This window comes from Sulfurospirillum deleyianum DSM 6946 (genome assembly GCF_000024885.1).
GTDB lineage: Bacteria > Campylobacterota > Campylobacteria > Campylobacterales > Sulfurospirillaceae > Sulfurospirillum > Sulfurospirillum deleyianum.
Genome location: NC_013512.1, coordinates 306,994 through 330,129 on the forward strand (window position 1 = coordinate 306,994; position 23,136 = coordinate 330,129).

The 23,136-nt window shown below is 38.3% G+C and carries 30 protein-coding genes and 5 tRNA genes; 22 read left to right on the forward strand and 13 right to left on the reverse strand.

Annotated elements, in window-relative coordinates; translation table 11 throughout:
- Positions 1–30 precede the first annotated feature (30 nt).
- The gene (gene gyrA / locus SDEL_RS01650) at positions 31–2,571 is read right to left on the reverse strand and encodes a DNA gyrase subunit A (protein WP_012856126.1); all 2,541 of its coding nucleotides are present in this window, start codon (positions 2,569–2,571) and stop codon (positions 31–33) included.
- Positions 2,572–2,649: 78 nt separating this feature from the next.
- Entirely contained in the window at positions 2,650–3,408 is a 759-nt protein-coding gene (locus SDEL_RS01655; protein ID WP_012856127.1) for a transposase, read from the reverse strand.
- A 142-nt stretch (positions 3,409–3,550) separates the two neighbouring features.
- Between SDEL_RS01655 and SDEL_RS01660 the strand changes: the two genes are divergently transcribed.
- Positions 3,551–4,480: a lactate/malate family dehydrogenase gene (locus SDEL_RS01660; RefSeq protein WP_012856128.1), complete on the forward strand. Its 930-nt coding sequence runs from the start codon at positions 3,551–3,553 to the stop codon at positions 4,478–4,480.
- 30 nt (positions 4,481–4,510) lie between these two features.
- On the opposite strand, the gene SDEL_RS01665 is transcribed toward SDEL_RS01660, so the two are convergent.
- On the reverse strand, positions 4,511–5,788 hold the full coding sequence (locus SDEL_RS01665) for a dihydroorotase (RefSeq protein ID WP_012856129.1): 1,278 nt from the start codon (positions 5,786–5,788) through the stop codon (positions 4,511–4,513).
- Positions 5,788–6,726: an aspartate carbamoyltransferase catalytic subunit gene (locus SDEL_RS01670; protein ID WP_012856130.1), complete on the reverse strand. Its 939-nt coding sequence runs from the start codon at positions 6,724–6,726 to the stop codon at positions 5,788–5,790. Before SDEL_RS01670 ends, SDEL_RS01665 begins: the two co-directional genes overlap by 1 nt.
- A gap of 160 nt (positions 6,727–6,886) precedes the next feature.
- On the opposite strand from SDEL_RS01670, the gene SDEL_RS01675 reads away from it, so the two are divergent.
- Positions 6,887–7,249 (forward strand): hypothetical protein, encoded by a 363-nt coding sequence (locus SDEL_RS01675; RefSeq protein ID WP_012856131.1) that lies wholly within the window; start codon positions 6,887–6,889, stop codon positions 7,247–7,249.
- Here the strand turns inward: SDEL_RS01675 and SDEL_RS01680 are convergent.
- Entirely contained in the window at positions 7,246–7,599 is a 354-nt protein-coding gene (locus SDEL_RS01680; protein WP_012856132.1) for a hypothetical protein, read from the reverse strand. The two genes, SDEL_RS01675 and SDEL_RS01680, sit on opposite strands and share 4 nt — an antisense overlap.
- Positions 7,600–7,737: 138 nt before the next feature.
- Here SDEL_RS01680 and SDEL_RS01685 point away from each other — a divergent pair, with 138 nt between their 5' ends.
- Positions 7,738–9,039, forward strand: a complete 1,302-nt coding sequence (locus SDEL_RS01685; RefSeq protein WP_012856133.1) for an EAL domain-containing protein — start codon at positions 7,738–7,740, stop codon at positions 9,037–9,039.
- A gap of 20 nt (positions 9,040–9,059) precedes the next feature.
- On the opposite strand, the gene SDEL_RS01690 is transcribed toward SDEL_RS01685, so the two are convergent.
- Positions 9,060–9,410 (reverse strand): hypothetical protein, encoded by a 351-nt coding sequence (locus tag SDEL_RS01690; RefSeq protein ID WP_012856134.1) that lies wholly within the window; start codon positions 9,408–9,410, stop codon positions 9,060–9,062.
- A 136-nt stretch (positions 9,411–9,546) separates the two neighbouring features.
- On the opposite strand from SDEL_RS01690, the gene SDEL_RS01695 reads away from it, so the two are divergent.
- From SDEL_RS01695 to SDEL_RS01705, 3 genes are read left to right on the forward strand one after another with little or no spacing between them, the layout of a single operon-like run.
- Positions 9,547–9,831, forward strand: coding sequence for a nucleotidyltransferase family protein (locus SDEL_RS01695; protein ID WP_012856135.1), 285 nt, complete (start codon positions 9,547–9,549; stop codon positions 9,829–9,831).
- On the forward strand, positions 9,824–10,252 hold the full coding sequence (locus SDEL_RS01700) for a HepT-like ribonuclease domain-containing protein (protein ID WP_012856136.1): 429 nt from the start codon (positions 9,824–9,826) through the stop codon (positions 10,250–10,252). Before SDEL_RS01695 ends, SDEL_RS01700 begins: the two co-directional genes overlap by 8 nt.
- Positions 10,253–10,257: 5 nt before the next feature.
- Complete coding sequence (locus tag SDEL_RS01705) at positions 10,258–11,832, forward strand: SIR2 family NAD-dependent protein deacylase (protein WP_012856137.1); 1,575 nt, start codon at positions 10,258–10,260, stop codon at positions 11,830–11,832.
- 38 nt (positions 11,833–11,870) lie between these two features.
- On the opposite strand, the gene trxC is transcribed toward SDEL_RS01705, so the two are convergent.
- Both trxC and SDEL_RS01715 read right to left on the reverse strand, forming a co-directional pair.
- Positions 11,871–12,293: a thioredoxin TrxC gene (trxC, locus tag SDEL_RS01710; protein WP_012856138.1), complete on the reverse strand. Its 423-nt coding sequence runs from the start codon at positions 12,291–12,293 to the stop codon at positions 11,871–11,873.
- Positions 12,294–12,296: 3 nt separating this feature from the next.
- Entirely contained in the window at positions 12,297–13,133 is an 837-nt protein-coding gene (locus SDEL_RS01715; protein ID WP_012856139.1) for a DUF4392 domain-containing protein, read from the reverse strand.
- 74 nt (positions 13,134–13,207) lie between these two features.
- Between SDEL_RS01715 and SDEL_RS01720 the strand changes: the two genes are divergently transcribed.
- The 3 genes from SDEL_RS01720 to SDEL_RS01730 all read left to right on the forward strand — a co-directional run bounded on the left by SDEL_RS01720 (position 13,208) and on the right by SDEL_RS01730 (position 14,797).
- Positions 13,208–13,981 (forward strand): putative hydro-lyase, encoded by a 774-nt coding sequence (locus SDEL_RS01720; protein WP_280938028.1) that lies wholly within the window; start codon positions 13,208–13,210, stop codon positions 13,979–13,981.
- Positions 13,982–14,130: 149 nt separating this feature from the next.
- Entirely contained in the window at positions 14,131–14,412 is a 282-nt protein-coding gene (locus SDEL_RS01725; RefSeq protein WP_012856141.1) for a hypothetical protein, read from the forward strand.
- Positions 14,384–14,797 (forward strand): ester cyclase, encoded by a 414-nt coding sequence (locus SDEL_RS01730; RefSeq protein ID WP_012856142.1) that lies wholly within the window; start codon positions 14,384–14,386, stop codon positions 14,795–14,797. The genes SDEL_RS01725 and SDEL_RS01730 overlap by 29 nt, the downstream gene beginning before the upstream one ends.
- On the opposite strand, the gene SDEL_RS01735 is transcribed toward SDEL_RS01730, so the two are convergent.
- The 5 genes from SDEL_RS01735 to SDEL_RS01755 form a co-directional block, all read right to left on the reverse strand.
- Positions 14,794–15,651: a DMT family transporter gene (locus tag SDEL_RS01735; protein ID WP_012856143.1), complete on the reverse strand. Its 858-nt coding sequence runs from the start codon at positions 15,649–15,651 to the stop codon at positions 14,794–14,796. The two genes, SDEL_RS01730 and SDEL_RS01735, sit on opposite strands and share 4 nt — an antisense overlap.
- Positions 15,652–15,655: 4 nt before the next feature.
- Entirely contained in the window at positions 15,656–15,889 is a 234-nt protein-coding gene (locus tag SDEL_RS01740; protein WP_012856144.1) for a VF530 family protein, read from the reverse strand.
- A 53-nt stretch (positions 15,890–15,942) separates the two neighbouring features.
- Positions 15,943–16,698 carry an SDR family oxidoreductase gene (locus SDEL_RS01745; protein WP_012856145.1) on the reverse strand — a complete coding sequence of 252 codons (756 nt, stop codon included), beginning with the start codon at positions 16,696–16,698 and terminating at the stop codon, positions 15,943–15,945.
- A gap of 102 nt (positions 16,699–16,800) precedes the next feature.
- On the reverse strand, positions 16,801–17,001 hold the full coding sequence (locus SDEL_RS01750; protein WP_012856146.1) for a hypothetical protein: 201 nt from the start codon (positions 16,999–17,001) through the stop codon (positions 16,801–16,803).
- Positions 17,002–17,054: 53 nt separating this feature from the next.
- Positions 17,055–17,798: a YaaA family protein gene (locus SDEL_RS01755; protein ID WP_012856147.1), complete on the reverse strand. Its 744-nt coding sequence runs from the start codon at positions 17,796–17,798 to the stop codon at positions 17,055–17,057.
- A gap of 120 nt (positions 17,799–17,918) precedes the next feature.
- Here SDEL_RS01755 and SDEL_RS01760 point away from each other — a divergent pair.
- The 13 genes from SDEL_RS01760 (at position 17,919) to rplL (ending at position 23,041) form a co-directional block, all read left to right on the forward strand.
- A tRNA-Thr gene (locus tag SDEL_RS01760) sits at positions 17,919–17,994 on the forward strand.
- A 55-nt stretch (positions 17,995–18,049) separates the two neighbouring features.
- Positions 18,050–18,134 (forward strand) — tRNA-Tyr (locus SDEL_RS01765).
- A 2-nt stretch (positions 18,135–18,136) separates the two neighbouring features.
- Positions 18,137–18,213, forward strand: a tRNA-Gly gene (locus SDEL_RS01770).
- A 142-nt stretch (positions 18,214–18,355) separates the two neighbouring features.
- Positions 18,356–18,430: transfer RNA gene (locus tag SDEL_RS01775), tRNA-Thr, on the forward strand.
- A gap of 71 nt (positions 18,431–18,501) precedes the next feature.
- Positions 18,502–19,701, forward strand: coding sequence for an elongation factor Tu (tuf, locus tag SDEL_RS01780; RefSeq protein WP_012856148.1), 1,200 nt, complete (start codon positions 18,502–18,504; stop codon positions 19,699–19,701).
- Positions 19,702–19,755: 54 nt separating this feature from the next.
- Entirely contained in the window at positions 19,756–19,914 is a 159-nt protein-coding gene (rpmG, locus tag SDEL_RS01785; protein ID WP_012856149.1) for a 50S ribosomal protein L33, read from the forward strand.
- A 27-nt stretch (positions 19,915–19,941) separates the two neighbouring features.
- Positions 19,942–20,017: transfer RNA gene (locus SDEL_RS01790), tRNA-Trp, on the forward strand.
- Positions 20,018–20,033: 16 nt separating this feature from the next.
- Complete coding sequence (gene secE, locus SDEL_RS01795; protein ID WP_012856150.1) at positions 20,034–20,213, forward strand: preprotein translocase subunit SecE; 180 nt, start codon at positions 20,034–20,036, stop codon at positions 20,211–20,213.
- A gap of 9 nt (positions 20,214–20,222) precedes the next feature.
- Positions 20,223–20,753: a transcription termination/antitermination protein NusG gene (gene nusG / locus SDEL_RS01800; RefSeq protein WP_012856151.1), complete on the forward strand. Its 531-nt coding sequence runs from the start codon at positions 20,223–20,225 to the stop codon at positions 20,751–20,753.
- Between the two features lie 16 nt (positions 20,754–20,769).
- Positions 20,770–21,195 carry a 50S ribosomal protein L11 gene (gene rplK, locus SDEL_RS01805; RefSeq protein ID WP_012856152.1) on the forward strand — a complete coding sequence of 142 codons (426 nt, stop codon included), beginning with the start codon at positions 20,770–20,772 and terminating at the stop codon, positions 21,193–21,195.
- Between the two features lie 60 nt (positions 21,196–21,255).
- Positions 21,256–21,960, forward strand: a complete 705-nt coding sequence (rplA, locus tag SDEL_RS01810) for a 50S ribosomal protein L1 (RefSeq protein WP_012856153.1) — start codon at positions 21,256–21,258, stop codon at positions 21,958–21,960.
- A gap of 115 nt (positions 21,961–22,075) precedes the next feature.
- Entirely contained in the window at positions 22,076–22,558 is a 483-nt protein-coding gene (rplJ, locus tag SDEL_RS01815; RefSeq protein WP_012856154.1) for a 50S ribosomal protein L10, read from the forward strand.
- A gap of 108 nt (positions 22,559–22,666) precedes the next feature.
- Positions 22,667–23,041: a 50S ribosomal protein L7/L12 gene (rplL, locus tag SDEL_RS01820; protein WP_012856155.1), complete on the forward strand. Its 375-nt coding sequence runs from the start codon at positions 22,667–22,669 to the stop codon at positions 23,039–23,041.
- Positions 23,042–23,136 lie beyond the last annotated feature (95 nt).

Sequence of the window (23,136 nt, forward strand, 5' to 3'; positions counted from 1 at the left end):
CTTTAAATATTTTTTTATTTTAAGCAACTACTATTCCAACTCTTCGCTTGAATTTGTTTCTTCAAGAAGTAAAGAGCCTTCTTGGGGTACCGCTCCCTCTTCATCCATGCCTTCTATCTCAGGTTCTTCATCCTCTTCTTTTGGACAACGAGCAAGACTCTGAACCACATCTTTACCTTCTACGGAAACTACTTTCACACCACTGGTATTACGTCCAGCTTTTCGAATCGTTTCCATATCCACACGAATCATTTTTCCACTACTGGTGAGTGCCATCAAATCTTTATCTTCATCGACAATAACAACACCGACCAAATCGGCTGTTTTTGGTGTAAGTTTCATAGCAATAACACCTTTACCGCCACGATTTTGAAGCCTGTACTCTTCAGCGGTTGTTCGCTTACCAATACCTTTTTCTGTGACGGTTAAAAGCTCTTCTTGGTCGTTATAAATAACCGCTGCACCTACAACACAATCATTCTCTTCTTTGAAACGAATACCTGTCACACCACGTGCTGTTCGTCCAATTTCACGTGCATCCCCCACTTCAAAACGAATACACATACCTTTTTTTGTCACAATAAAGAGATTTTTTGCCTCTTGCGTCACAATCTTAGCGGTTACTAAACCATCATCATCGTCCAAAGTAATGGCTCTCACACCCACGGAGCGAATATTTTTAAACTCACTTAAGTTGGTACGTTTAATGACACCATTTTTAGTAAAGAACGCCAACGATTTGGTTTCATCAAAATCTGTTGTTGGAATGATCGCCATAATTTTTTCATCAGCTTGTAGCTGAATCAAATTGACAACAGCTTTCCCTTTTGCGGTACGACTTCCTTCAGGAATTTTATAGACTTTAAGCCAGTAGAGCTGTCCACGGTCTGTTACAAACATCAAAGTATCGTGTGTATCAGAGACGAAGAAACTCTCAATAAAGTCATCATCGTAGGTGGTAACGGCTATTTTGCCCTTTCCGCCACGTTTTTGTTTTTCATACTGTTTAAGAGGTACTCGTTTGATGTACCCTCGATGCGTAATGGTGACAACCATTGGCTCGTTAGCAATCAAATCTTCCACATCAATATCATCATAATCATCAACAATCTCAGTAATACGTTTGGATTTGAATTTATCTTTGAGTTCAAGAAGTTCTTCTTTAATGAGGTTATTTAAAAGCGCTTCACTGCGTAAAATATCACTTAAACGTTGAATTTCAAGCAACAATTCTGCCAATTCATTCTCAATTTTATCTCGCTCAAGTCCTGTAAGACGCTGCAAACGCATATCAAGAATGGCACCTGCTTGAACTTCACTGAGGTTGAAGCGTTCAATCAAACCATCTTTCGCACTTTTCGTATCCGCACTGCCTTTAATGAGTGCGATAATCTCGTCGATATTGTCCAACGCAATTTTTAAACCCTCTAAAATATGCGCTTTGGCTTTGGCTTTTTCAAGTTCAAAAATGGTACGACGAATAATAACGGTTTTGCGGTGGCGTAAAAAGAGTTGTAACAGTTCTATCAGTGTAAAGATTTTAGGTTCTTTGTTATGAATCGCAAGAAGAATGACTCCAAAAGTGACTTCCATATTGGTTGATTTGTAAAGGTTGTTCAATACAATGTCACTCATCGCCTCACGTTTTAGTTCAATAACAAGGCGAATACCATCTCTATCACTCTCATCACGAATTTCGCTGATACCTTCTATCATCTTCTCTTTGACCAATGCTACGATTTGCTCAATAAGACGGACTTTATTGACTTGGTAAGGTAATTCATCGACAACGATAATATCTTTGTTGCCTTTTTTCTCAATATGTGTTTTCGCACGAATTCGAACACGACCACGTCCTGTTCGATACGCTTCGATAATTCCTTTTTTACCAAAAATAATGCCACTCGTTGGAAAATCAGGACCTTTGATAAACTCCATAATCTCTTCAAGGGTTGTTTCTGGGTTGTCGATTAAAAGGAGTAACCCATCCAACAGTTCGTCTAAACAGTGTGGAGGAATATTGGTCGCCATACCAACCGCAATACCACTTGAACCGTTAAGCAGTAAGTTTGGAACACGGCTTGGCAAGACATCAGGTTCTATCATACTGTCATCATAGTTAGGGACAAAATCAACGGTGTCTTTATCTAAATCACGCAGTAATTCCTCTGCTAGTGGTGTCATACGAGCTTCGGTATAACGCATCGCAGCAGCGTTATCGCCATCAATCGAACCAAAGTTTCCTTGACCATCTACCGTTGGAATACGCATAGAAAAGGGTTGTGCCATACGAACCAAAGCGTCATAAACAGCTGTATCACCGTGTGGGTGGTACTTACCGATAACATCACCCACGATACGGGCTGATTTTTTGTAAGGGCTACGTGAAGAAATGGCGAGGTCATTCATAGCATATAAAATTCTTCGATGAACGGGCTTGAGACCATCACGTGCATCAGGGAGTGCACGTCCGATGATAACACTCATCGAATAATCAAGATAACTGCTCTTGATAGATTCTTCGATATTAATTGTTTTTATGTCTTGATTGGTATTGAAAATATTATCCATTCACTCACCTTATCGTGTAATATGCGCTTATTTTATCTTTTTTTACCTTTCCTTTCAATATGGGTCAGGGCTTTACTTTTAACTTTTGAAGATTTTGCAGACACCAGCAGGGCTTAAATGAAGATATCGTGCAATTTCACTCTTGGTATATCCATCATGATACGCCTCTTTAATGGCATTATTTCGCGCAGTTTTATGCGTTACATGTAAAAAGTATTCTGCCAATGGCTTTACATGTAAAAGGGCAATCTCACCCTCTTTTTTCTTGTATTTGGTATGACGCAATGCCTCAATGTGCTCTAGTTCAGTTTCATTGAGAGGAGTGGATAAGGCATTAAAAAGCTCTTGAGGATTGTACTCTCGTAAAACAAAGCTGTTTTCTAAAAAGAGTGGAATGGCATCTTTTAAAATGCTGTAACTCGCACAATAGGGATATTCTCCTACATTTTGGATGAGTTTTGCGTGGATAGGATTGGTTTCGATGTATTTAAAGAGCTTAAAAAGATGGTGTTTATCGAAGATATACCATGATTTAAAACGGTCTTGCCACAAATGCCCTACACGGTCGTGACGCTTGTTGAAGTAGCTCGCATACTGAGCATTGAGCTGACGCATACCAGCAGAGAGATTTTCACGCTTGTTTTCAAGGAGAATGTGGTAGTGGTTCTCCATAAGGCAAAAGGCGTGAATGTTAAATTTAAACTCCCTTGCGATATTTCCCATGAGTTCAATAAATTTAGCTTTATCCTGTTCATCTTCAAAAACTTTGCCTTTGGCGACTCCTCGATTGTACACATGATGATACCCAAGACTTTCAATGCGTAGAGAGCGTGGCATAGAACTCCTTTTTTTGCTGCCATTATAGCATAGAGTTTAAAGTAAAGCTCTGACCCTTTTTAAGCGTGGAGTGCCTATTTTTTAAGAGGATGAAGTGCCATGAAGCGTGTTATACTGTCGCAGAAAATTTTAAAGGACGTGTATGCGTGTAGGGATTATTGGTGCGGGAGGTGTTGGGGTTGAACTGGTTAATTATCTCTTAACACTGGGCAATATGAGTGAGATTGTCTTAGTCAATCGCAATGTGCAAAAAGCCGTGGGCGAAGTAGAAGATTTTTCGTATGTAGAGTCATTTACCTATGCACGTAACACCCATTTACACAGTGGAGATTACGTGGATTGTGCGCAGTGCGATGTGATTGTCATTACGGCTGGGGCACAACTGAAGGGGAGTCAAACACGAGATGAATTGTTGCATGAAAATGCCACGCTGATTCGTGAGATTGTGCATAAGCTCTACACCTATGCTCCTCATGCCATGCTTATCATGGTGAGCAATCCTGTGGATGTTTTGACCCACATTGCTTACAAAGAAGCGCTTTATCCAAGGGAGCGTTTGATTAGTTCAGGCACACTGGTCGATACGGCTCGATTTATGAAAATTGTGAGCAAAAAAGTAGGCATTGATCCTAAAAATATCAACGGGTATATTTTGGGCGAACATGGCAAAGGAAGTACGCTTCCGTGGAGCATTTGCAATATTTGCGGTTTAGATGTGGATACCTTTTGTGACCTCAATGGCTTGCCACGACTCAATCGTGAAGAGATTTATCAAGATGTTCTAAAAGCAGGATTTGAAGTTTTTTACAAAAAAGGCAACACCAACCACAGCACAGCGGCGAGTGTATTTCGTATTATTCGTGCTATTGCTAACGATGAGCACTCTGTTTTACCTTTGGGTGTTTATTTAGACGGTGAATATGGATTGCATGATGTGGTGCTCAATGTCCCTGTGGTGGTAACAAAAAAAGGTGCGAGTAAAATTTTAAAGTATAAACTGCTTCCAGAGGAACTTGAAGCGTTACATGTCAGTGCGAAAGCGATGCAAAAAATGGCGCAAGAAGTGATGTAAAGTCACCTCTTGCATCTTTACATGTAAGGCTTATAAACAGTGAGGAAAGTCGTACACTACACGCCCATTTTTAAGTGTCATCACCGCAGCACCGGTGAGTTTTTCTCCAAAAAGTGGCGAGTTTTTGGATTTGGATTTGTTGATACTCTCATCGTAAATATACTCTTTATTCGGGTCAATAATCGCAATATCCGCGAGCATCCCTTTGGCAATTTTTCCCTTTGTTTTGAGGTTCAAAATTTTTGCAGGGTTGGCTGAGGTAAGTTCAACCATGCGCTCAAGGGAAATGATTCCTTCATTGACCAATTTTAAAGTAAGTGGCACAAGGGTTTGGAGTCCTAAAATACCAAAAGGGGCATTGTCAAATTCGACAAATTTATCATCGTTATGGTGTGGGGCATGGTCAGTTGCAATGACATCCACCAAACCACTTTTAAGCGCTTCTCGAATAGCCTTGATATCATTTTCGCTACGAAGCGGTGGAGACATTTTAAAATGGGTATTGTAGGAGAGAAGGTTTTTATCAGAAAAGCTAAAGTGGTGTGGGGTGACTTCGCAGGTAATGTTAATGCCTTCTTGTTTAGCAAGTTCAATGAGTTTAAGCGACCACGCTGAACTGACATGTGCGATATGAATATGCCCTTTGGTCAGTTTTGCCAAAAGCATATCCCGAGAAATCATAATCTCCTCTTTCTCAGAAGCCATACCTTTAAGACCTAAAATGGTTGAAATTTCACCCTCGTGCATCACCCCTTGACGGCAGAGTGAGCAGTCTTCGGAGTGGCTGATGACAAAGGAGTTAAACCCACGAGAATACTCTAGGGCATCTCGCATAACACTGCTATCAGATACGGGGAGTCCATCGTCTGAAAACGCCACCGCTCCTGCTTCTATCATATCGCCCATTTCAACAATACGGTCTCCATGCAAACCTTGTGAAATCGCCCCAATAGGCAATAAATCAATCAAACCTCGTTGTTTCGCCTTTTGAATCATCGCACGAGTAATCGAGCTGTTGTCATTAATGGGAAACGTGTTTGCCATCGGAAGGCAGGTGGTTACCCCACTCGCAACAGCGGTTTCACTGCCAGAGATGACATCGTCTTTATACTCTTGCCCTGGGTCTCTAAAATGCACGTGCATATCAATAAGCCCTGGCATGATGTAATTTCCACACGCATCAATGATTTTATCGGCTTGCACTTCATGCTCAATAATATCTACAATCATCTCATCTTCAATAAGCACATTTGCTTTTATTTGACCATTGCTATTCACAATAATGCCATTTTTGATTAAAGTTTTCATTACATATTCCTACTTTTTCTATAAAGGTTCAAGGTATGAAGGACTGCCATACGAATAGCAACACCGTTTTCAACCTGATTTAAAATCACCGAGTAATCCTTGTTATCGACCACATCTGAGTTCATTTCCACACCACGATTAATCGGTCCTGGATGAAGAACGATGGCGTTTTTATTTGCCAGTTTCATGCGTGTCGAGGTGAGTCCAAAAAATTTGGAGTATTCACGAACGGAGGGGAAAATGGAGCCATCTTGCCTTTCAAGCTGGATACGAAGCATAATGATGACATCGCTTCCCTCTATCGCTTCTTCCATGGAAGAGCAGACATGGCAGTCAAAAACTTCCATATGTACAGGAAGCATCATTGGAGGACCAAAAAGTTTGACGTTAATACCTAGTTTTCGCATTGCCCAAATATCTGAGCGTGCAACTCTGCTGTGGGCAATATCACCAATAATAGAAACCGTTAAATTTTCAAAACTCCCTTTATGCTCTAAGATGGTGAACAAATCAAGCAAGCCTTGTGTTGGGTGCTCATTAAGACCATCACCTGCGTTGACAATGGAAGCATCGCTGTTTTGAGCCACAAAGTGCGCTGCACCCGAACTAGAGTGACGCAAAACAAAAATATCCGTTTTCATCGCTTCCATGTTGCGAATGGTATCCACTAGGGTTTCCCCTTTTTTAGAACTGCTTTGAGAGGATGAAAAGTTAATAGCATCAGCGCCAAGGCGTTTAGCTCCTACTTCAAAAGAGACACGGGTACGTGTGGAATTTTCATAAAATGCGTTAATAACCGTTTTGCCATAAAGGGATGAGGATTTTTTCACATCACTGTTGTTTAGTTCTTTAAACTCTTTGGCTAAATGAAGAAACGAAAGAATTTCTTCTTTACAGAGGTCTCTTAGACCAATCAAATCTTTGTGCTGATACACCATGAGCAGTACCTCTTCGTTAATGATATGAGATGGGGGTTGGTTGCGAGTAACCAAATCCGTGCATTTTATCAAACTTTCACTTAATGAACGATTTGTAATGGGTTTACATGTAAAGATAAAAAGGTATGTTTTTTGCTTTTACATGTAAAAGGAGTGTCGCATGGAAAGCAGACTGTTTGAGCTAGACCCGTATGCGGGAATTGGGTATGGATTGTACAACTCTATCAAGAAAGAAGAGGGGAGTTTTGAGGATTTTTTACTCCATTATGACTCCACCAAAGCGAATGAGGGTGATAATTCGTGGCTGACACAGCTGATCGCTCAAGATACACTGAGCACCCTCAGCTCTCCTGAAGTCTGGGAAGCCATGAATACGCTAGGTATTGGTGGGCTTGATTTTATGGGCTCAACAAACTTTTTTGATTCGCAGGTCTTTGCGTTGAAAATGCAACTCTTTGAAGCTTTTAGTCAGCGTGATGATTATGAAGAGATGGAACCGATTTTAAAGCAGTTACTCTCTTAGCGACACACGTAGGTGATAATATCAGCTTGGGCACTTCCAATGGTGGGTTGATACCATTGTGAGGGTTTGTTGGTGGAGATGGCTTTCAGCGAATTAACGTTGTATCCTAGCTCTCGTATCACACGTGAAGGGCAGTTGATTTCGACTTTAATATATAAAATGGTGTCATAGCTGAGTCGTTTGAGGCTCACTTGATGCAAGGTTGCTTGTTTGGTATCGGATAAAATATAGTACTTAAATTGGTCTTTGAGTGCCGTACGAGGAACTTCAATCTCACTGTTTCTTCCATAAGAGAGTGTGACTAGGATGAAAAACATCGAGATGAACACTAAAAACTTCTCTCTAAACATTCCTTCTCCTTTGGTGATGAGGTCTAAATTATTGTAACACAAAAAACTTTAAGAGGGATTAGCCTTCTTTTCATAATTTACCTAACTTTTGATACAATAAGTTCTTACGCCTTTTTAAGCTAGGAATAAAGGTTTGTCATGCAAAAACATCTGCACAAAGAGCTATCACCATCTGAAAAGATTGAGGTTCTTTCTCGTGAATTAGAATTGGTACAAAAGAGTTTGGTTGAACAGTTTTATACCGATCCGCTCACACGTTTGCCTAATCTTTATAAACTGCGTCATGACCTTGAAGAAGATAATAACTTTACGTTAATTCTCGCCAATATTGATAATTTTAAACTGCTGAATGATTTTTATGGTTTTTTGGTGGGCGATTTTGTTTTGGAGTCTTTTGCAAAAAGCTTACAAGAAAGTCAAAAAGAAGCAGTCGTTTATCGTATTGCGGGGGATGAATTTGCGCTTTTAATCAAAGAAAAAATGAATTTTTATCTCCTTAAAGAGTATCTTGATAGCCTTGCTCGAAAGCTCATTCATCTTAAATACGCCTATGCCCAAACAGAGATTTATGTCGATTGTACGCTCTCTTCAAGTGCGAGTTTGTCGCATCACGATATATTTTCAAAAGTCAATATGGCGCTGAAATATGCGAAAAAACAGCAACTCAAATATTGGATTTATGAAGACAGTATGAGTTTTTCTCAGGAGTATGAAACCAACCTCAAATACGCCACAAAAGTGCGTAAAGCCATTGTCGATTCTTCGGGTATTGTGCCGTATTTTCAGCCAATTATTGATAATAAAACCAATGAAATTGTAAAGTTTGAAGCGCTCTCTCGTTTGATTGATGAAGAGGGGCGGATTCATAACCCGAATCATTTTATTCCTGTGGCAAAAACGATTAAAGTCTATGACAAAATTACGATGACTATCATCGAGAAAAGCTTTGAGGTTTTTCAAAGTTATCCTTTTGATTTTAGTGTCAATCTTTCGTTTGAAGATATTATTAACCCAGAAATTTGTGATTTTATTATCGATAAATTAACCACTTCTAAAATTGGGCATCGAGTGACATTTGAGCTTTTAGAGTCAGAAAAAGTGGAAGATTTCAATAAAGTCATACTCTTTTTTTATGAAATCAAGCGCTACGGTGCAAAAGTTGCCATTGATGATTTTGGGAGTGGATTTTCCAATTTTTCCTATATCATCAAACTCAAACCAGATTTTATAAAAATTGATGGGAGTCTCATTAAAGAGCTTGATAAAGATAAAAATGCCCAAATTGTGGTAGAGACGATTGTAAGTTTTTCTAAAAAATTGGGTATTAAAACTGTCGCAGAGTTTGTTCATTCGAGTACGGTTTTATCGGCAGTCAAGCAATTAGGGATTGATTATTCGCAAGGATACTACATTGACATGCCTTCTCCATTTGTTCCCTAGTACACTTTACATGTAAAGATTTACGCAACTTCGCTATCCCACAGGATGCTCACACCATATTCTGGATCAGCAACGACGTATTTAAAATATTCACGTGTTCCTTTTTTCCCATGCAAACGCACTACAATTTGCCCCTCTTGAAGCAATGTTTTCATCTCCAACTCACTCAAACTTCGTTTGTTCCAGCGCAAGAGTGCATTGGAGTAAACTTGAAAACGGCACATTGAAGTAGCACTAAACACATAGTCATCGTTTACATCTCTCTCTTTAATGGCATGCTCACAATGGTAAAGATTTATTTTTTGACCTCTGGCGGTTATCTTTTGTGAAAGCACATTGCCACCACAAAAAGGGCATTTTCCTAAAATCATTTCTCACCTCACTGTTTTAATGCCCGTATCATAGCCCAGTAAAAAAGAGGCGATTAAAAATATTTCAAAATGAAAGAAAATAGATAAAAAAAGCTTTTTTCGCTACAATAGAAACACTAAAAAGTGGGAGTGTATTATGACAAGAGAGTTGATTTTGGACTACCTAAAAACACACAAACCCTTTTTGCAAGAACAGTTTAATGTCAAAAAAATAGGACTTTTTGGTAGCTACGCCAAAGAGCAACAAACCCCACAAAGTGACATTGACATCATTGTCGATATGCCCTCAAGTTTTGATAATTACTACGCACTCAAAGAACTCTTAGAAAAAGAGTTAGGTGCTAAAGTTGATTTGGGGCTTGAAAAGTCGATTCGTAAACTCATTAAAGAAAAAATTGCCCACGAAGTGCTTTATGTCTAATCGTGATATAAGCCTCTACATCGTCGATATTTTCATTGCTATCGACAAAATTTCCCGCTTTACATGTAAGATAAAAAATGGAGCTGAACTGCTCGTACATGAAATGGCATGGGATGCGTGCATCAGAGAGCTTGAGATCATCGGCGAAGCCACCAGAATACTCTTAAACAGCGGACTTCTTAAAAGCGAATACCGTCGCATCGTTGACTTTCGCAATCAAATCAGTCATGGTTATTTTGGCATTGATGAAGAGATCGTTTGGGATGTAATCGCACATAAATTACCTGAATATCAAGCAGAATTGGTCATGGTTGTTTCAAAAGAGAAGATTGCTCTTGTGGGTGCTATTGAACACGCTAAAGCAGAAAATGAGAAGAATGTGCAGGTTTTGAAGTTTTTAGAAATCTTGATGTTAGGATAATAATCATGGAACTTATAGAAATTAAAGAAAAATTGGCAGAACATTTAAATACAAAATTTTTAACAGCCCCTTATTTGTTCATAGGTTCAGGATTAAGTAAAAGATATTTAGGCTTGGAAAATTGGGAAGAATTATTGGCAAGATATTGCAAAATTGTAGAGAAACCATTTAGGTATTATAAAGATAGCTCTGAAGGTGATTTAGGAAAAGTTGCTTCTAACCTTTCAAGTGATTTCTTTGATGTTTGGTGGAAGAGTTCTGATTACAAAGATAGTCGTGAAGAATATGAAAAAATTGATGTTAAAATCGTTGATAAATCATTGCCTTTAAAATATGAAATAGCCCAATATCTCAAAACGGTAGATATTATAGATACGTTAAGTAAGTTAGATGACTCATTGAAAAGAGAGTTAGAACTTTTAAAAAAAGCTTCGGTAGATGGTATTATTACGACAAATTATGATTTATTAATAGAATCAATCTTTCCCGATTTTAAGCCTTTTATTGGGCAATCGGAGATGCTTTTTGGACGAAGCCATAATATAGCCGAGATTTATAAAATTCATGGATGTTGTTCAAAGTTTAATTCTTTAGTTTTAACCTATGAAGATTACGAAGATTTTAATTCAAGAAATAGTTACTTAGCTGCAAAGCTATTAACCACCTTTGTTGATCATCCTGTGATTTTTATGGGCTATAAGCTTGGTGATAAAAATATTAATGCCATTATTGAAGAAATTGTCAAAGCAATTGGTACAGAAAATGTCAGTAAATTACAAGATAGATTGATTTTTATCAAACGAGGTGAAAGTATTGATTTTGCACGTAGTTCACATACTGTTAATCACAGTATAATTTCAACGATTACAATTGAAACTAACTCTTTTATTCCTATTTTTGAAGCATTAGGCACAATTAAAAGAAAAGTTCCTGCAAAAATTGCACGCTTGTTCAAAGAACAATTTTATGAATTATCTGTGACCAATAATCCAAGTGAAAAACTTTGTGTTAGAGATATTGAGTCATTAAGTGATTCGAGTGATGTTGAATTTGCTATAGGAATAGGTGTTGCGACATCGGACAAAGGGTATAGATGTATTGACATTAAAGAGTTAATTGAAGATTTTCTAAATGATGATTTAGCCTTGAATGTAGAATATGTTCTTAAATACACTATTCCAAAAGCAAAGACACATGGAAGAAATAAAAGTATACCAATCTTTAAATATTTAAATGCTGATCATATAGATTCTGAAGAAAAGTATCAAAGTAAAAAGCAGTATTTTTCTACAGAGATTATTGACTTAGTAGAAAATGGTTTTTCAAATGCTACAGCAAATCCTGCGCAAAGAAAACTATCTTTGATTTTAGAATTAGATATTCAATGGGCTACAAAGTTAGCATATATTGCATCATTAAAGAAAGAAGAGATTATTAATGATCTTGATGAACTCTTAGCGCTATTAAAAGAGTTAAATAAAATAATTTGGTCAGCCGATCAGAATGCCATAAGTAATTTTAAAAGATTAGTTGCTATATATGATCGGTTAAAGTTTGCTTGGGATGAAAGAAAAAGATGATTAAATTTTACATGTAAGCTTATAAGCTTACATGTAAACTACAAAAATCTCTCCACAAATCTATCCAAACCTTCATCGTTCATCGCTCCACTGACACGTTCCACTTCTTTACCCTCTTTAAAGACAATTATGGTTGGAATCGAGCGGATTTTAAAGCGAGAGGCTAAAAATTGCTCAGCTTCGGTATCAACTTTGGCGAACAAAACACGAAGCGGGTAGGCACGTGCGGCTTGTTCAAACACAGGAGCGAACATTTTGCATGGTCCACACCACGGTGCCCAAAAATCGACAATGACGGGCACATCGGTACTTCTTAAAATGGCTTCTAAGTTATCACTACTGAGTGCGATAGGGTGCGGATCAAGCAAAGAGGCTTTGCATTTTCCGCAGTTGGCTTTTTTATAGACGTCTAATTTTGGAACATTATTGGTTGCTAAACAGTGTGAACAGATCACTTTCATTGCTTATCCTTTGGTTGCATAATCTTTTAGTGCTTTTAAAATTTCAGGTTCCAATGCCCACTCTTTTCCATCCACGGACATGACCGATTCTCGTTTAATGCCATCCACAGAGCCTTTGGAAACGATGAAGGCTAGGTACTGCTCAACCGCTTCAAACGAAGGTAGAAGGTTTACATGTAAAACCCGCTCAAGCTCGGCGATAAAGCCATATCCACCCCAATTTGATACGGAAGCAATCATGGGATAATCACACGCAATGACGCAATAGTCATTAAAATACTCTTTATCTTGAAGCGCTTTGGCAAAACTTCCCATACCCACTTCATTTCCCCCATCACCAATGCCAAAACTAGGAGCACCTTTACTGCCCAATTTAAAGAGTTCATCCACAGGTGCGGTAAACTCTTTCACCGAGACACCTCTGGCGTTGAGGTAATCGCCTTGTGCATTTTGACCGCAACGTTCAATAGAAAAGTGAGCAACGGGTTTGTACTCGTTTAAAAGCGCTTCATATTCGTTTACATGTAAGCCTGAAAGCGGAATATAAAGGGTTTCAATCTCAGGAAAATAGCCCTCACAAAAGGAATCCGTCACAATGACGGGTTTAAAGCCAATTTTTTCAAACGCTTTAGCTAAAAAGTACGTACCAATGGGACCATCGGTTTCAGCAAAGCCTGCGACGTAAAATCCTGTATAGATGAAAACTACACCTTTTTTAAGGTGTATAAAGGCATCGACTGCTGTTTTGGTGTGCTCAAAAGGAAACTGCGCTTGAATTTTGTCCATGTGGCGTGTGGAGTGTTGTAAAACAATCTCTTCAACGCTCTGAAATCTCTGCATAAAAATCCTTACATGTAAAAGTTGACGTTAAAAAATTGTACCTAAAATTTGCTACAATGTGTGCCAAAAAAAGGATGAAAATGTGTCCAAAAGAGCTTCGCGCTAAAATTGCCAAAGGTGAATTTACCCGTCCGACAGCAGGGGAGTGCCCTGGGTATATTCAGATGAATATGGTTGCTCTGCCTCGTGCGTATGCCAAAGAGTTTGAAGCCTTTGCTCGTGAAAATTCAAAAGCGATTCCCGTGCTTGAGGTGATTGAAGAGGGGCATGTTTCAAAACTCTTAGCTCCTGGGGCAAATATCTTAAATGAAATTCCCAAATACAACATTTTACGTGAGGGCGTTTTGGTGGAAACGGTAACGGACATAACGCCTTATTATACGCCTGATTTGGTCTTTTTTCTCATTGGATGTAGTTTCTCATTTGAGACTGCACTCATTGAAAACGGGATGCCTCTACGCCACGTGGATGAGCAAAAAAATGTGGCGATGTACCGCACCACTATTGCACTCAAGCCCGTGGGAGGCTTTAGCGGTGAAATGGTGGTGAGTATGCGCCCGATTAAAAAAGAAAAAGTCGCCGATGCGTGTGTCGTGACCAGTCATTTTCCTAGAATGCACGGTTCACCCATTCAAGTGGGCTATCCTGAGATGATAGGTATTAACGATGTTACACATCCTGATTATGGCGATGCTATTGTCATTAAAGAAGATGAAATTCCACTTTTTTGGCCGTGTGGTGTGACCCCTCAAAATGTGATTACACAGATGAAACTTCCTTTTGCCATCACGCATGCCCCTGGGCACATGTTTGTTACCGATAAAAAAGATAGCGAATATTATGAATAGATTGAGGTAATTTTTAGGTTTTTTTTGAAAAAAAATGATTATAATTTCGCTACGTTATAGTAAGGGTGTAGTGGCGGTGTTTGAATGAGAGTTCAGACGGTAAATGACCCTAGCGTTTTAGGGCTATTTTTTTGAACGAGAAAGAGATAATGACGGCTAACGAAGCAGTTTTAGAGATGCGTTACAGTGGCATTCCTGAGGAAGACATTGAAGAGATTCTTGAAATTTGCAAGAAAAAAGGGCTCACGCCTCAAAACCTTGATGGTGAGTTAGAAAAAAAAGGTTTTGATAAGGTATTTGAATTTGAATACGATGCGAGTGAGAGTTGGTTTGAGAGTGGCGTAAGTGCAACCGCTTCAAAATCTACGGTAAAACAGGCACCAGAAAAAGGAAAAAAAGCCAATGGCAAAACAACTACGTCAGATTATTGAAGAGTATTATGAAGTGGTTTGGAACGAGCAAAAGCTTGACCAAGCGCATCATTTTTTAAGCCCTACTATTAATTTTAGAGGCTCATTGGGTATGAAAGTAGAGGGTATTAATGGCTTTTGTGATTATGCCAAAATGCTTTTTGGTGCGTTTTCAAATCTGTACCATGTGATTGAAGATGTGGTCGTTGAAGGCGATAAAGCCGCTGTACGATTGGTTTACACAGGCTCACATACCGGCAAACTGTTTGGGTTTGAACCCACCGGAAATCGTATTCGTTACTCAGGGGCTTGTTTTTTCAAATTTGAAAATGATAAGATTGTTGATGCATGGGTTTTAGGTGATTTGAATGTACTTTATGGACAGTTGACTGCCTCAGACCATTAGTCTTTTTGATGCGCTTGATGTGTTTTAATCGAGTGAATGATTAAGGTTGTCACAATGATAGCACCGCCTAAGAGTGTATTTGGATGCGGTGCTTCCTTCAATAAAATCCAGACCCAAAATGGGGCAAGAACAGGTTCAATAATCGTTAAGAGGGCTACTTCTACTGAAGATAAGAATCTCGTTCCTATGCCTATGAACGCACGAGAAAGCGGTGTTAGAAAAGCTCCAACCCCTACAATAATACTCAGCGAATAACTATCTGGCAGAACAATAGGCGCACTCAGTGCGGCCAGACAAGAAGCCAAAAGCGCTCCCGTTCCAAAGCATGCGAGTCGATTTGCTTCTTTGTTGCGTTCTAAAATAGTTAGCATCGATACAAAAGAAAAAACACAGCCAAACGCGTAAAGATTGCCTTTCATATTGCCAAGAGCCACATCATGAAAGAGGATAAAACTCAATCCAATAAAAACAAAAAAGATAGCGATGAAAGTGCGCAAAGGCGTTTTTTGTTTGAAAAAGAGAAACCCAATTCCCGCACTAATCAGTGGTCCTGTACTTAAAATAAAAACAGCACTTGCCACACTGGTGTGCTTGATCGCCAGAATAAAAAAAAGATTACTCAGCGCAATACAAAAACCACTGGCAAAAATAATCAAAAAATCTTTTTTATAAAGCGCAAAAAAGGCTGTTTTGTGTTTCAAAAAAAGGGTGAGATTCATTGTCGTAAACATACATAAACCAAAGTAAAACGTAAAATTTTGAGCACTTACAAGGGTCATTTTAATAAGAGGGGATTCAAAACTCATCAAAATCATCCCCATTGCGGTAATGCCAAAAGCCTTTGCGTATGTCACTGGTTTACTTTGTTGTTTGTGTGCGAAAGTGAAGGTAGAGCTTTTCTATTTTTGTGCGTGCCCAAGGGGTTTTTCTAAAAAATTTCAAGCACGATTTGATGCTAGGATTTTCATGAAAGCAATTCATACGCATCATCTCATCAAGTTTCTCCCAACCATAGTGTGCGTGCAATTCACTCAACATCTTCTCTAAGGTAATGCCATGCAAAGGATTGTTTTTGTGTTCGTTTGGATTCATTGGTTCCTCAAAATAAGATTTACATGTAAGAAAATTCTTACATGTAAAAAGATTTAACTCTTCTTCTCAACCACAAGACCGGCATAACTTTGACATGTCGGCATAATTTCAATGCGATTGACATTAACATGCGCAGGAAGTTCTGCAAGGGTAAAAATAGTCTGAGCGATATCTTCTGCTAAAAGGGGTATGGTATTTTCATAGAGTTGGTGTGCTTTTTGCGTATCACCTTTAAAGCGTACATCTGAAAACTCTGTCTGTGAAAATCCAGGCTCAATGTTTGTTACACGCACATGTGTTCCTTTTAAATCGGTTCGAAGGTTCAGGGAAAACTGCTTGACAAACGCTTTGGTTGCACCATAAACATTGCCCCCTTCATACGGCCAACTGGCTGCTGTTGAGCTGAGGTTGAAAATATAGCCTGTTTTTCGTTTGACCATCGTAGGAAGTACGGCTTTAGTGACATATAAAAGCCCTTTGATGTTTGTGTCGATCATCTGTTCCCAATCTTCCAAATGCGCATCATTGGCTCTCTCTAAGCCCAATGCAAGTCCCGCATTATTGACCAAAATATCAATATTTTTATAGGCTTGAGGGAGCGAAGCAATGGCTTGAAAAACCTCTTCTTTATTTTGGACGTCAAAACACAAAGGTAAAATATCTGCGTGTGGAAGTTTTGCTTTTAATGCGTCTAATCGCTCACGTCTTCGACCTGTAATAATAACTTTATAACCTACCATAGCAAATTTGATTGCGGTTGCTTCTCCAAAACCTGATGTTGCACCTGTAATAAAAACAATTTTTGACATAGAAATCCTTTGTTTGAAATCTGTTGAAATGGAGTAAAAATGAAGAAAAATAATCTTTTCATGGTTATTTGAAAAAAACAGGAGAAGAGATTCTCCTGCGGATTATTGTATTTGCTCAATTTTTTCTTTATTAGCATTAACGCCTTCAGCATTTTTTTGAATATTGTTTTTGTTTTTATTGATTTCTTCACGATTGAGTTCAATCAAACGTGTAAGCTCATCAACCCTTCTTTCATATTTATTAATTAAATAATAAATAATGTAAACCAAAACACCAATGACAATCCATTGCAAAATTTCCATAGTTTCCCTTTGTGCGTGCAAATTTCGCACCATTGTATCCTATTTTGTGACAATCAATCAATACTCTCAAAGATGTATTCGTATTTGTATTTTGAAAGAAGAATTTCTTTAATTTTTAAACCAGAAAAAGGAATGTTTTGCAATTCTGCTTCTGTGCTAGGACGATGCTGTGCGAGGGCTCGCACAACCATTCCCCTGTAAGCTTTTGCAAAATGGCTGACATTTTTACCATTTTTGAGAAACTTCATGGTAATGTAAGGCTGTTTGAGGGTGAAAAATTTTTCATAAAATCCAGCACGCAGGTCAATAACCATCTCGCCATCAAGCCATGTGTGCAGTACATCTTGAAAAGTCTCTTTATAAAAAGGTTCTATTTTAAATCCGTTAAGGCTTTGACCTTGATGTACTTTATAAACAGGAATAAGGTCTTTTGCTAAAATAGGACCAAAGAGATTGGAAAAGATGAGTAGATTTTCCTCAAGAAAGTGTTGTGATATTTCATCTAATGTGCGAAAATCCAGATAGTCATACGCAACGCCACTGTAGCGTTCAATGGCTTTACATGTAAGAGCTTTTAAAGGATCTATCGCTGCGTGTGCTATCACTTTTTCCTCTTCTTTGTAACCAAAAAGTGTTTGTAAAGTCGAAAGATTAGCTTCTTGCAGTAAAGAGCGGTACTGTTCTACAACAAAAAGGCGTTTTTGATAGAGTTCTGGAAAGATAAAACTCTTCTCATGAAGAGGAGCCTCTGAGGCATATGTTGTTTTTGTTTCGCTTGGTGAAAAGAGAATTTTCATCACTAAAGCCTTTTTGATTTCAATTTAGGAACGAATTTTATCTTATTCTTCAAAAATATTCCAAAAAGTATTGACTTTGAAAATATTTTGAGATATACTTTCACCTCACAATCACAGGATGCTGGTGTAGCTCAGTTGGTAGAGCAACTGCCTTGTAAGCAGTAGGTCGGCGGTTCGATTCCGTTCACCAGCTCCATTTTTTTGTTTGTGAAAGACAGTGTTTGACCAGCAATGAAAATGGTAAAAAATACGGTGAGATACTCAAGTGGCCAACGAGGGCAGACTGTAAATCTGCTGACTATGTCTTCGAAGGTTCGAATCCTTCTCTCACCACCATTGCGGGAGTAGCTCAGTTGGCTAGAGCATTAGCCTTCCAAGCTGGGGGTCGCGGGTTCGAGTCCCGTCTCCCGCTCCAAGATTTTTATAAGCTAACTGGGAGCTGTTGAATTTCTTCCGCTTTAGGGCGCTACAGAGCAAGTTCAGTAGTCTTTCCTTTCCTTCCTTATAAATTTCATTAGTGGCATTTTCGATACAGTTCGGCTTACCTTTTACAGTTGGCTCATATGGCTCAGGGGTAGAGCACTTCCTTGGTAAGGAAGAGGTCGAGGGTTCAAGTCCCTCTATGAGCTCCATCACTTAAAAGTTTTAAACAACTTTGACAAATTGAAATGTATTAAAAACAAAACTCATTACGGAGGAAAAAATGGCAAAAGAAAAGTTCTCTAGAACCAAGCCACACGTTAACATTGGAACCATCGGTCACGTTGATCATGGTAAAACTACATTGACAGCTGCAATTTCTGCTGTTCTTGCTACAAAAGGTCTTTGTGAATTTAAAGATTATGATGGTATTGATAACGCTCCTGAAGAGAGAGAGCGTGGTATTACTATTGCAACTTCACACATTGAATATGAAACAGAAAATCGCCATTACGCTCACGTAGATTGTCCAGGCCACGCCGATTACGTTAAAAACATGATTACAGGTGCTGCACAAATGGACGGTGCTATTCTTGTTGTTTCTGCAGCAGATGGTCCTATGCCACAAACTCGTGAGCACATTCTTCTTTCTCGTCAAGTAGGTGTTCCTTATATTGTTGTATTCATGAACAAAGCAGATATGGTTGATGATGAAGAACTTCTTGAACTCGTTGAAATGGAAATTCGTGAACTTCTTAGCTCATACGACTTCCCAGGTGACGATACTCCAATCATTGCAGGTTCTGCGCTTAAAGCATTAGAAGAAGCAAAAGCAGGTGCTGTTGGACCATGGGGTGAAAAAATTCTTGCTCTTATGGCAGCAGTTGATGCGTATATTCCAGAGCCAGTTCGTGAGACAGATAAAGACTTCTTGATGCCAATCGAAGACGTATTCTCAATCTCAGGTCGTGGCACCGTTGTTACAGGTAAAATCGACAGAGGTTCTGTTAAAATTGGTGAGACTATCGAAATCGTAGGTATTAAAGATACAAAAACAACAACAGTAACTGGTGTTGAAATGTTCCGTAAAGAGATGGAACAAGGTCAAGCAGGCGATAACTGCGGTATCTTGTTACGTGGTATCAAAAAAGAAGAAGTTGAGCGTGGTATGGTTCTTTGTAAACCAAAATCAATCACTCCTCATACTGATTTTGAAGCTGAAATCTATGTTCTTTCAAAAGAAGAGGGTGGTAGACATACTCCATTCTTTAACAACTATAGACCACAATTCTATGTACGTACAACAGACGTAACAGGTTCTATTTCATTGCCAGAAGGTACTGAGATGGTTATGCCTGGTGATAACGTTAAAATTAAAGTTGCACTTATCGCACCTATCGCTCTTGAAGAGGGTACTCGTTTTGCAATCCGTGAGGGTGGTAGAACTGTTGGTGCGGGTGTTGTTTCTGCAATCATCAAGTAATTTTAACATGTAAGGGGTTTGCCCCTTACATGTAATTAAGTCAAGGAAAATAGTATGACCGTTAAAATCGGACTAAAGTGTTCTGAATGTGGTGACATTAATTACACAACAACCAAAAATAGCAAGACAGTTACTGAAAAAGTTGAACTTAGCAAGTATTGTCCTCGTTTGAAAAAACACACCGTTCACAAAGAAGTGAAATTAAAAAGTTAAGTCGTTTTCTGACTTAACTTTACATGCAGGGTAGTAGCTCCAACGGTAGAGCGTCGGTCTCCAAAACCGCAGGTTGGGGGTTCGAGTCCCTCCTACCCTGCCACTAGTCGAGGTAATATATGGAAAAATTAAAAGCTTATTATCATCATTCTAAAGCTGAATTATCGAAAGTCATTTTTCCGATTAAAGAACAGATTCGGAATGCTTTCATCTCTGTTTTTGTCGTTGTAACTGTCATTTCTCTCTTCTTAGCATTGATTGATGCCATTATGTCTTTTTCTCTATCTTCTTTGGTTTAAGGAGAACAGATGGCACATAAATGGTATGCAATTCAAACCTATGCAGGGAGTGAACAAGCAGTTAAAAAAGGAATCATTACGCTCGTTAATGATCATGGCATTGCTGAGAAGTTAGAACAAATTGTTGTTCCAACAGAAGATGTTATTGAAGTGAAGAATGGTAAGAAAAAGATTAGTGAGAGAAGCTTGTATCCTGGTTATGCTTTTGCAAAACTAGATTTAGATACAGCGTTATGGCATCTTATTCAATCATTGCCAAAAGTTGGAAGATTTATTGGTGAGTCCAAGAAGCCTACGCCTTTAACCGAAAAAGACATTGCGCTTATTTTGGAAAAGGCAGAGAAAAAAGGTGCTCCAAAACCAAAGATTTTCTTTGAGACGGGTGAGAGCGTTAGGATTACAGAAGGTCCTTTTGCAAACTTCACAGGAAGTGTCGAAGAGTATGATATGGTGCATGGTAAACTCACACTTAATGTTTCAATCTTTGGTAGAAGTACACCAGTCGAGATTCTTTATTCACAAGTTGAAAAAATAGTTTAAGCGTAAAGGAAAAGAAATGGCAAAAAAGGTCATTGGCGAAATTAAATTACAAATTGAAGCCGCAAAAGCAAATCCATCACCTCCAGTAGGACCAGCCCTTGGTCAACGTGGTGTTAATATTATGGAGTTTTGTAAAGCATTTAATGAAAGAACAAAAGATTTGGCAGGTTTTAAAATTCCTGTTGTAATCACAGTTTATGCAGATAAAAGTTTTACATTTATCACAAAACAGCCTCCTGCAACAGATTTAATCAAAAAAGCAGCAGGTATTAAAAGTGGTTCAAGCAATCCTTTGAAAAACAAAGTTGCAACATTGAACAAATCTCAAATTCTTGAGATTGTTGAGAGAAAAATTGTAGATCTGAATACAAATGATAAAGAGCAAGCTGCAAAAATTATTGCGGGTTCTGCTAGAAGTATCGGTATTACTGTCGTCGATTAATCTTATCCCTTTACCGCTAGGGACATAAAAAGCGGAAGCAAAATTATGCGGAGATAGAGAATGTCAAAAAGAGTTAATAAGCGTTTTCAAGAACTTTTAAAAAAAGTTGATAAAGAGAAAAAATATTCAGTTGATGAAGCATTGGCAAACATCAAAAATTTAGCTTCTGCGAAATTCGATGAGACGATTGAAGTCGCATTAAAACTTAATGTGGATCCACGTCATGCGGATCAAATGGTAAGAGGTTCTGTTGTACTTCCTGCTGGAACTGGTAAAACAGTACGTGTTGCGGTTATTGCAAAAGATGAGAAAGCAGATGAAGCAAAAGCAGCAGGTGCAGATATTGTAGGAAGTGATGATTTGATTGAAGAGATTCAAGCAGGTCGCATCAATTTTGATGTTTTAATTGCTACACCAAACATGATGGGTTTAGTTGGTAAAGTTGGTCGTATTTTAGGACCAAAAGGTATTATGCCAAATCCAAAGACAGGGACTGTAACTATGGATGTTGCAAAAGCTGTTGAAAACAATAAGGGTGGTCAAGTTAATTTCCGTGTTGATAAACAAGGAAATATCCATGCAGGTATTGGTAAAATTAGTTTTTCTGATGCTCAAATTAGAGAAAACTTTGAATCATTTATTAAAGCCATCAATAAACATAAGCCTGCCGCTGCAAAAGGTAAATATATTAAGAGTGCAGCACTTTCATTGACTATGAGTCCATCAATGAATCTTGAAAACCAAGAGTTAATTGATCTTAAGTAATCGCAATACTATTAAAATAAAACGTGTTTAATCTTTGATTGGAGATAGTGGAGGCGCAAGCTTAATTTGAGGTAACTCAGCTCTACTTGAAATCGCCAGTTGGAAAGGAGAAAAATTGACAAGAACAGAAAAAGCCGAATTTATTAGTTCGCTAACTGAAGAGTTTAAAGCTTCCGACGGTTTGATTGTTTGTGACTATAAAGGTCTTAAAACAAAAGCACTAGAGACATTGAGAAATGCTTCTAGACCTGATGCTATTAAAGTGAAAGTTATTAAAAATACTCTCGCTTCTATCGCAATGACCAATGCAGGTATTGAAGGACTTGAACTTAAAGATACCAACATTTTTGTTTGGGGTGATGATCAGTTATTGGTAACTAAAGTCGTTGCAGACTTCGCTAAAACAAATCAAAATTTTGTTATTAAAAGCGGTTTCTGTGCTGGTGAAGTTGTTGATGCCACTAAAATTGAAGCACTTTCTAAAATGCCATCTCGTAATGAGCTTATTGGAATGCTTCTTTCAACTTGGATGGCACCTATTACAAACTTTACCATTGGTCTTGATGCACTTCGTGCTAAAAAACAAGATTCAGAATAGTCATACCTTAACAAAGGTTCCATAATCTTACATGTAAGGTTACATGTAAATATCCAAAAGAGCTTAGGTTCTTTTTTAAACTTTTAAATATTAAAGAGGAGATTTGAAATGGCAATTTCAAAAGAAGATGTATTAGAGTATATTTCAGGTCTTAGCGTACTTGAATTGAGTCAACTTGTTAAAGATTTCGAAGAAAAATTTGGTGTTTCTGCTGCTCCTGTTATGGTAGCTGGTGCTGGTGCTGGTGTTGCAGCAGCAGCAGTTGAAGAAAAAACTGAATTTGATGTTATCCTTAAAGATGGTGGCGAGAAGAAAATTAACGCTATTAAAGTTGTTAGAGAGATTACTGGTCTTGGTCTTAAAGAGGCTAAAGATGCAGTTGAGGGTGCACCTACAACTATTAAAGAGGGTGTATCTAAAGAGCTTGCTGAAGAGATCAAAAAGAAACTTGAAGAAGCTGGCGCTGTCGCTGAAGTTAAGTAATACAATTATTTTAAGAGAAGCCTTGTGCTTCTCTTTTTAAACTTTCCCTGGTATTTTAGTCGTTACAACATCTATAGAATTTATAGATGAACCCA

Excerpts from the sequence above, each read along its gene's own strand:
- gyrA (WP_012856126.1), bottom strand. The coding sequence starts at position 2,571 with ATGGATAATATTTTCAATACCAATCAAGACATAAAAACAATTAATATC.
- SDEL_RS01655 (WP_012856127.1), bottom strand. The coding sequence starts at position 3,408 with ATGCCACGCTCTCTACGCATTGAAAGTCTTGGGTATCATCATGTGTAC.
- SDEL_RS01660 (WP_012856128.1), top strand. The coding sequence starts at position 3,551 with ATGCGTGTAGGGATTATTGGTGCGGGAGGTGTTGGGGTTGAACTGGTT.
- SDEL_RS01665 (WP_012856129.1), bottom strand. The coding sequence starts at position 5,788 with ATGAAAACTTTAATCAAAAATGGCATTATTGTGAATAGCAATGGTCAA.
- SDEL_RS01670 (WP_012856130.1), bottom strand. The coding sequence starts at position 6,726 with ATGGTGTATCAGCACAAAGATTTGATTGGTCTAAGAGACCTCTGTAAA.
- SDEL_RS01675 (WP_012856131.1), top strand. The coding sequence starts at position 6,887 with ATGGAAAGCAGACTGTTTGAGCTAGACCCGTATGCGGGAATTGGGTAT.
- SDEL_RS01680 (WP_012856132.1), bottom strand. The coding sequence starts at position 7,599 with ATGTTTAGAGAGAAGTTTTTAGTGTTCATCTCGATGTTTTTCATCCTA.
- SDEL_RS01685 (WP_012856133.1), top strand. The coding sequence starts at position 7,738 with ATGCAAAAACATCTGCACAAAGAGCTATCACCATCTGAAAAGATTGAG.
- SDEL_RS01690 (WP_012856134.1), bottom strand. The coding sequence starts at position 9,410 with ATGATTTTAGGAAAATGCCCTTTTTGTGGTGGCAATGTGCTTTCACAA.
- SDEL_RS01695 (WP_012856135.1), top strand. The coding sequence starts at position 9,547 with ATGACAAGAGAGTTGATTTTGGACTACCTAAAAACACACAAACCCTTT.
- SDEL_RS01700 (WP_012856136.1), top strand. The coding sequence starts at position 9,824 with ATGTCTAATCGTGATATAAGCCTCTACATCGTCGATATTTTCATTGCT.
- SDEL_RS01705 (WP_012856137.1), top strand. The coding sequence starts at position 10,258 with ATGGAACTTATAGAAATTAAAGAAAAATTGGCAGAACATTTAAATACA.
- trxC (WP_012856138.1), bottom strand. The coding sequence starts at position 12,293 with ATGAAAGTGATCTGTTCACACTGTTTAGCAACCAATAATGTTCCAAAA.
- SDEL_RS01715 (WP_012856139.1), bottom strand. The coding sequence starts at position 13,133 with ATGCAGAGATTTCAGAGCGTTGAAGAGATTGTTTTACAACACTCCACA.
- SDEL_RS01720 (WP_280938028.1), top strand. The coding sequence starts at position 13,208 with ATGAAAATGTGTCCAAAAGAGCTTCGCGCTAAAATTGCCAAAGGTGAA.
- SDEL_RS01725 (WP_012856141.1), top strand. The coding sequence starts at position 14,131 with ATGACGGCTAACGAAGCAGTTTTAGAGATGCGTTACAGTGGCATTCCT.
- SDEL_RS01730 (WP_012856142.1), top strand. The coding sequence starts at position 14,384 with ATGGCAAAACAACTACGTCAGATTATTGAAGAGTATTATGAAGTGGTT.
- SDEL_RS01740 (WP_012856144.1), bottom strand. The coding sequence starts at position 15,889 with ATGAATCCAAACGAACACAAAAACAATCCTTTGCATGGCATTACCTTA.
- SDEL_RS01745 (WP_012856145.1), bottom strand. The coding sequence starts at position 16,698 with ATGTCAAAAATTGTTTTTATTACAGGTGCAACATCAGGTTTTGGAGAA.
- SDEL_RS01750 (WP_012856146.1), bottom strand. The coding sequence starts at position 17,001 with ATGGAAATTTTGCAATGGATTGTCATTGGTGTTTTGGTTTACATTATT.
- SDEL_RS01755 (WP_012856147.1), bottom strand. The coding sequence starts at position 17,798 with ATGAAAATTCTCTTTTCACCAAGCGAAACAAAAACAACATATGCCTCA.
- tuf (WP_012856148.1), top strand. The coding sequence starts at position 18,502 with ATGGCAAAAGAAAAGTTCTCTAGAACCAAGCCACACGTTAACATTGGA.
- rpmG (WP_012856149.1), top strand. The coding sequence starts at position 19,756 with ATGACCGTTAAAATCGGACTAAAGTGTTCTGAATGTGGTGACATTAAT.
- secE (WP_012856150.1), top strand. The coding sequence starts at position 20,034 with ATGGAAAAATTAAAAGCTTATTATCATCATTCTAAAGCTGAATTATCG.
- nusG (WP_012856151.1), top strand. The coding sequence starts at position 20,223 with ATGGCACATAAATGGTATGCAATTCAAACCTATGCAGGGAGTGAACAA.
- rplK (WP_012856152.1), top strand. The coding sequence starts at position 20,770 with ATGGCAAAAAAGGTCATTGGCGAAATTAAATTACAAATTGAAGCCGCA.
- rplA (WP_012856153.1), top strand. The coding sequence starts at position 21,256 with ATGTCAAAAAGAGTTAATAAGCGTTTTCAAGAACTTTTAAAAAAAGTT.
- rplL (WP_012856155.1), top strand. The coding sequence starts at position 22,667 with ATGGCAATTTCAAAAGAAGATGTATTAGAGTATATTTCAGGTCTTAGC.